The organism is Actinomadura rubrisoli (assembly GCF_004349215.1).
GTDB classification, from domain to species: Bacteria; Actinomycetota; Actinomycetes; order Streptosporangiales; family Streptosporangiaceae; genus Spirillospora; species Spirillospora rubrisoli.
On sequence record NZ_SMKU01000514.1, the window covers coordinates 1 to 4,680 of the forward strand.

Genomic DNA, 4,680 nt, shown 5'->3' on the forward strand with positions numbered 1-4,680 from the left:
GCGCGCCGGCCTGTTCGGGGCGGCGTCGGCGTGGATGGTGCTGGTCGACTCGATCGGGGCGGTCATGCTGCTGAACTCGATGCTGCGGCGCGCGCCGGCGAGCCGGTGGCCGCGTTGTCCTTCGGGACGCCGTTGGTGACGGTGCTGACGGCGTGGCCGGCGCTCGGGGATCGCTGGACGCGGTGGCGGTGGCGGTGGCGGGGGTGCGGGCGCGCAGGACCGCGACGGCGGCATAGGCGAGCAGGCCGCCCAGCAGGGCCGTCACGAACGTGACCAGGGGCGCGCCGCCGATGGAGGCGTACGGCGTCAGCGGGGTGGCGGTCTGGCTGAAGGCCAGCCGCGCCCACGGGAACCCGCCGAAGGGGACCCGGCCGCGGATCAGCTCCTCGCCGACCCACAGCGCGGCGGTCCACACCGGCCAGCCGGGCAGCCGCCCGACCACCGCGATCCCCGCGCCGAGCGGCAGGAAGTAGGCGGCCTGGACCAGGCTCAGCAGCACCCAGCCGTCCGGGCCGACCTTGATGATGCCGTCCAGGACGGGCAGGAAGAACGCCGCGCCGCCGGCGAAGCCCAGCCAGGCGCCGGTGCGGGCGTCCTGGCCGCGCAGCGCGAGGGTGAGCAGCGCGACGGCGACCGGGGCGAGCGGGGTGAGGTCGGCGGGCGGGAACGCCTGCCACAGCAGCAGCCCGGCGCCGACTGCCAGCAGCGTGCGGGGCCAGCCGGCGCGCCCGCCGCGCCGGGCGCGGGCCAGCCGTCCCGGGCGGGCGCCGGCGGCCGGTTCCGCGGCCGCGGGACGCTCCGGGAGGGTCTCCTGGGCCAACTCCACACCTCGTTCGCTCGATCCACTGGCCGGAACGCTACCGGCCCGCGGCGGCCAGGGCGACCACGGTCCGACCACGTTCCGATCACGGGCGCCCGCGGGCGCGGGCGCGTGGACGCGTGGACGCGGGCGCGGCGCCGCTGCCACCATCATCGCCTGCCCGGGACCGATCCGCCCCATCGGGAAGTGAACGGCCCCGTCCAAGGCGCAATCACCGGGGGCGGGGCAGGGCGCCCGGTAGCGGCCCGCGCGACGGCGCGACGCGGCGCGGCGCGCGGCCTCCGGGCAGGGCACCCAGGAAACGGCCAGCGCGACGCGCGGCAGGGCGCAGCGCACGGCAGGACGGCAGAGCGGCAGGGCACGGCGGCAGGGCACGGGAGAGGGCCCGCGACACCCATCGGGCCGGAGTCGTCCCACAGGCGGTGAGAACGAGGCTCCGTTTTCTACTGGATGTCCGGGCCCTTCCCGTGGTCCAAGCCCCCGCACGATCGGGCGGCTCCGCTCGGACACGGCTTCCGGATCACCGCACTGGCTCGGACGGGCGGGGGCGTGGTCCGCATCCGTCCCGTCGTCGCGCGGTGGGCCGTGGCGCCTCGGGCGGCCGATCGGTGAGTCCCGTGCTGGACTGCAGCAAAACTACCGGCTTCCACCGCCTTGTCAACCGCCGCATGTTCTGCGGCTACTCCTTGTTTCGCCAGCTCAACACCATGATCGCGATGTACGGCCATTTCACGGGCCAGGCGGGGCGATCAAGAAGGGGACCGCCGGGCCCCGGCCCGGTCCGGTGCCGGGATCAGACGCCGGGGCCGGGCACGACGACGGTTCCGGTGGCGGTGACCGCCACGATCGGCTCGGCCAGGACCTCCGCCGCCGACGCGCCCTGGCCGGGACGGCCACGGCACACCACGCGCGCCTGGAACTCCAGGGTGCGGCTGCGGGTCCCGACGCGGGTGACCACGGCGGTGGCCTCCAGCACGTCCCCGGCCCGCACGGGCGCGCGGAACTGCACGTCGGAGTAGGAGGCGAACAGCCCCTCGTCGCCGTCGGCGCGGATGCACACCTCCGTCGCCACGTCCCCGAACAGGCCCAGCACGTAGGCGCCGTCGACCAGGTCCCCGGCGTAGTGGGCGTGCGCGTAGGGCACGTACCGGCGGTGGGTGACGGTCAGCCCCTCGCGGGGGTCGCTCATCGGTCGTCCCTACCTTCTTGATCGCGGTCGCCCTGGTCGCGGTCGCCGCCTCGCGGGTCCGGGTCGTCCGCGCCGGGCCCGTCCCCGCCCGGGGCCGGCTCCCCCGGCAGCAGGGCGTGGACGAGGTAGCTGGCCACCTCGGCGGGCGTGGTGCCCTTGCCGAAGATCCGGTCGACGCCCAGGTCCCGCTCGGTGACGGTGTCGAACCGGGGGCCGCCGACCACCAGCAGCGGCCGTCCCATCCCGGCGGCCACGGCGGTCGGGTACTCGGCGTGGAACGCCGACGCCATCTGCTTGGTGTTGTGCAGGTGCGCGTTCTTCTGCGTGACGACCTGGGAGACCAGCACGGCGTCGGCGTCCTCGGCCTTGGCGCGCTCCACCAGCTCGGCCACGGTGACCTGGGCGCCCATGTTCACCACCTGGATCTCCCGGTAGTACTCCAGGCCCTTCTCCCCCGCGAACCCCTTGACGTTGAGGATCGCGTCGATGCCGACGGTGTGGGCGTCGGTGCCGATGCAGGCGCCCACCACCACCAGCCGCCGGTTCAGCGCCCCCCGGATCGCCAGGTTCACCTCCTGCGCCGACAGCAGCGGGTACGCGCGCTCCTCCGGGGCGGGGATGGCGGCGTAGTCGATGAGGTGCCCGGCCCTGCCGTAGACGATGAAGAAGGTGAAGTGGGGGCCCATCGGCTTGGCGTGCACGACGCTGGCCGGGTCCAGGCCCATCTTCCCGGCCAGCTGCAGGGCGGCGGCCTCGGCGCGACGCCCGGCGGGGATCGGCAGGGTGAACGACATCTGCACCATCCCGTCGCCGGTGGTGTCGCCGTAGGGGCGGATCACCTGCCGGGTGTCGGCGGGCTCGGCGGGCGCGTGCGCGCCGGGGGTCTCGACCGTCATGCGGGCACCTCCTGCTCGGCGGCGCCGCCGGTGTGGGCGGCGTGCGGGTCCTCGGCGTCCAGGATCTCGATGGCGGGATTGAAGTACCCGTCGGCATGCGGGACGACGCCGTCCAGGCCCTTGCCGCCGTCGGGGGGGCGGCGGGTGACGCCGAAGGTGCCCTCGGCGATCACGGTGAGCAGCCCGTCGCCGTTGACGCGCTCCAGCAGCTCCACCGACTCCGACAGCACCCGCCGGGCCCGCTGGACCAGCATCCCGTCCGGGCGGGGCTGGAAGTCCTCGGCCAGCCCCCCGCAGGCGTCCCGGACGTAGCGGACGTTCTCCAGCGCCAGGTCGCGGTCCGACAGCCAGGGGGTGTGGATCCCCTCGGTCATCATCCCGATCAGGATGATCGACTGGCCGGTCATCACCCCGGCGAGGTTGAAGAAGGCGTCCAGCAGGTACCCGGCGAAGATGTTGCCGGTCATGTGCTTGGTCGGCGGCATGTACTTCAGCGGCGCGTCCGGGAACAGCTCCCGCACCAGCTGCGCGTGGGCCAGCTCCAGCCGGAACGACTCGGGGACCGCCGGGTTGATCTCGAACGCGTGGCCGAGGCCGAGCTGGGCGTCGGCCAGGCCCGCCTCGTGCCCGAACCGCTCGTTCAGCAGCTGGCTGACGACCACGGTGTGCGCGGCGTCGACCGCGTCGGCGGTGGTGAGGTAGTTGTCCTCGCCGGTGTTGATCACGATGCCGGCGCGGGCGTGGACCTGCCGGGAGAACCGCTGGTCGATGAACGTGCGGCGGGGGTTGATGTCGCGGAAGATGATCCCGTACATGCAGTCGTTGAGCATCATGTCCAGGCGCTCCAGCCCCGCCAGCGCCGCGATCTCCGGCATGCACAGCCCGGAGGCGTAGTTGGTCAGCCGCACGTACCGGCCGAGCTCGCGCGACACCTCGTCCAGCGCCGCGCGCATCAGCCGGAAGTTCTCCTGCGTGGCGTAGGTGCCGGCGTAGCCCTCGCGGGTCGCGCCCTCGGGGACGAAGTCCAGCAGCGACTGCCCGGTCGAGCGGATCACCGCGACGACGTCGGCGCCCTCCCGGGCGGCGGCCTGCGCCTGCGGGATGTCCTCGTAGATGTCGCCGGTCGCCACGATCAGGTAGACCAGCGGCTGCGGCGGGTCCGCCCGGTCGGGGGTGGGCAGCTCGGCCAGCAGCCGGTCGCGCTCGGCGCGGCGACGGTCCAGGCGGGCCACGCCCTCGCGGGCGGCGCGGCGCGCGGCGTCACGGGCGCGCCCGGCGTCGGCGCCGGCCGGCAGCCGGAACGACACGCGGCCGCGCGCGGCGTCGCGGGCGAGGCCGGCCAGGGTGCCGTGGGGGCCGCTCAGCAGGGCGTCCCACACCGGCAGGGCCAGGCCGTGCTCCAGGCCCACCTGGTCACGGACGGCGTCGGCGAGGTGGTTGACCCAGGGCCGGCCGCCGTCGTCGGCGCCGGTCAGGCCCGCCAGCCGCAGCAGCGCCCGCTCGACCGAGACCGTGGTGTGGGAGCGGGCCATCCCGATGATCGGCTCGGCGGCCCGGGCGGCCAGCCGCCGCGCGGTGCGCACCACCTCCGGATCGAGACCGAGCTTCCCCTGCGGCGCCATCGCCGTCTCCCCTCACGCGGCCGCCCCTCTCAGGCCGGACCCCGAACAATCGTCCTTCGCGTCGCGTCGTCTACGGGAGATCTTCCGGCAAGCACACCGGAATCCGCAAGAACTCCCAGCACTTCCCCCCGGTGCGGGACGACCCGCCGCCCT

General features: G+C 74.8%; 3 protein-coding genes and 1 pseudogene. All 4 read right to left on the bottom strand.

The features are described 5' to 3' along the window. A pseudogene (locus tag E1298_RS44265) lies at positions 1 to 820 on the bottom strand (apolipoprotein N-acyltransferase); the annotation flags it as partial. A gap of 793 nt (positions 821 to 1,613) precedes the next feature. Further along, complete coding sequence (gene kal / locus E1298_RS44270; RefSeq protein ID WP_131903364.1) at positions 1,614 to 2,009, bottom strand: 3-aminobutyryl-CoA ammonia lyase; 396 nt, start codon at positions 2,007 to 2,009, stop codon at positions 1,614 to 1,616. Next, a complete protein-coding gene (gene kamE / locus E1298_RS44275; protein WP_131903365.1) occupies positions 2,006 to 2,905 on the bottom strand; it encodes a lysine 5,6-aminomutase subunit beta in 900 nt (299 codons plus the stop codon). Before kamE ends, kal begins: the two co-directional genes overlap by 4 nt. Beyond that, complete coding sequence (gene kamD, locus E1298_RS44280) at positions 2,902 to 4,527, bottom strand: lysine 5,6-aminomutase subunit alpha (RefSeq protein WP_131903366.1); 1,626 nt, start codon at positions 4,525 to 4,527, stop codon at positions 2,902 to 2,904. The genes kamE and kamD overlap by 4 nt, the downstream gene beginning before the upstream one ends. Positions 4,528 to 4,680 lie beyond the last annotated feature (153 nt).